At 30.4% G+C, this 2,125-nt stretch carries 2 protein-coding genes; both read left to right on the forward strand.

The window, feature by feature from the left end:
- The first annotated feature begins 98 nt into the window (after positions 1–98).
- On the forward strand, positions 99–959 hold the full coding sequence (locus Q1A01_RS23480) for a hypothetical protein (protein ID WP_299685973.1): 861 nt from the start codon (positions 99–101) through the stop codon (positions 957–959).
- A 213-nt stretch (positions 960–1,172) separates the two neighbouring features.
- Positions 1,173–1,946, forward strand: a complete 774-nt coding sequence (locus tag Q1A01_RS23485) for a hypothetical protein (protein ID WP_299685976.1) — start codon at positions 1,173–1,175, stop codon at positions 1,944–1,946.
- Positions 1,947–2,125: the final 179 nt, after the last annotated feature.

Here is a 2,125-nt window from a genome sequence, read left to right on the forward strand (position 1 = left end):
TATAAAAATTCGGCTCTGTGTTAACCCGAAGGCTATTGTCTTTTTGCACGCTACGTTACATACACAAGTCCGTTAGGTGCAATACGAAAAAATAAACTATGAACCCAGAAGATTACATTAAATGGATTCAATTAATAATTAACGCATTTGCTCTTGGTGCTGCGGGTTGGATTTATCGTGCATATATTTTAAATCTAAGAGCGACTATTTCTGCAAAAGATGAACAAGTAAAAATTGTTGAAAAAAACCTAAATCTTTGGAAAGACAGAGTATCTGAATTGGAAAGAAAAACTCCAGAGTTTATGGAAAATGCTTTAAATCAAAGAATAAAAATTAGAGAAGATGAAATTGAAAGATTAAGTTCTGACAAAGATTATCACGAAGATGAACATTCAAGAAAAAATGAGGAATTAAAAATCCTTAAAAAGGAGTTAGAAAAAGCCAAGGATATGCAAGTATCTATGTCTTTTGTTGGAGAAAATTTTGAAGAATACCTATTTGAACGTGATGGAAAAATGGAAGTTGAGAAAGCTGGTTATGTAAATGTCGCAAGTGGACAGTTACTAATAACAGACCCAATTTATATTGATGAAGACTGGCAAAAAGAAGAATTTCAGGACTTGAGAATATATAAAGATGTAGAATCCCAAAATATTTACCAATACAAAAAAGACTTCAACAATTATCAAGAAAAAATTATTGGATTTGACAAAACTGTTAATGAATTAGTGGAATCAAAAAGATTAATAAAAGTAAAAATCGAAAGAGATTTAAATTATTCTTTTGCAGGTTCTTGTTACGCAACTTTAAGTGATGATGGATATGGTGAACTCCAATATTCTAAAGGAGGTGATGGAGCTGGAATAGCTCTAAACACGGCTTTTGGCGATGGAATGTTTCCTGTTTATATTGAAAAATATGATGGGCGAAATATTAGGGCATATATAAATCTAATATAAGAAGTAAAGCACCTAACAATGGCTATAGTTAATACGGGTTTCGGTGCTTAACCCAAAATTTAGAGCTTTTAACAAAGTCCGCCAAATCTTTTGATTTGGCTTTATAAAGAAAAAGATAAAACAAAATAAAAAGTTTTGGCTTAGTGCTTAATCGGAAATTAATCGCTTTTTAATTCCCGTACTAACCATAGCCGAACCGTTACCTACCATTAGATGAAATCCGTAATTAAAACAACATTCATACTTCTTTTGATTTTTAGTTGCTCTAAAGAGAAAAGAACTGAATCTAAAACTGACTTGACAAAAAAAGTCGAATACGGAAATATGATTTCTGAATATCTGGAATCTAAAAAATATGAACCAACTCTAATTTTCAATAACCCTTATAATTCGGATAAAAAGTTTGCAATTAAACTTGCCGATAATGAAATCAAATGGTCAGAAAAAGATAACGCACTTGAAATTATAATCAATGGTGCTAAAATAAATACATCAAAAAAAGTCACTTTAAATTATAATTGGGGAAAAAGTGTTGATAGCGTAAATTTTGCAAACAATATTAGACAAATCAAACTTTACGAATCTGACTCTCTAATTGGTTTCGTCCTTACAAATGAACCTTGTACAGGATTGGGTTGTAGCGTGAATTATCAATTAGTTTATGACTTAAAAACAAAAAGCGAAAGTTATTTTGGAAGATTTAGAACGAGATTTGAATTTGAATTGTACGATTTCAATCAAGATTCAAGAATTGATTTTTTAAGCAAGACGTTCTATGGAAGAAATCAAAAAATGATTGACACTACAGAATTTATAATGTACAGTCAAACTGAGAAAGGAAATTTCCAACAATTTAGAACCGAAGGACAAAATAGATTTGCTTTCAAACATATTTATCCGCAAATTTATCCTAAACGAAACAAAGATTCACTAAGAGAGGAATTTGAGGAAAATTGGATTGAAAAAATAAATAATAACGGTAGGTAACAATGGCTATAAACAATTGCTATTACAGGCTTATCCTGAAAATTCCTGCGGAATTTTCCGCTGGCAAGTATTTGTTTAACTAAATTAGGTGTTTAAACGCGTCACTAATCTTATACGTAAACGTTGTGGTGCATTATTAGAGAAACATTGTGAGTTTAAAAGAAAAATTAAACAAAATA

It is taken from the genome of uncultured Dokdonia sp., from assembly GCF_947492815.1.
GTDB lineage: Bacteria > Bacteroidota > Bacteroidia > Flavobacteriales > Flavobacteriaceae > Dokdonia.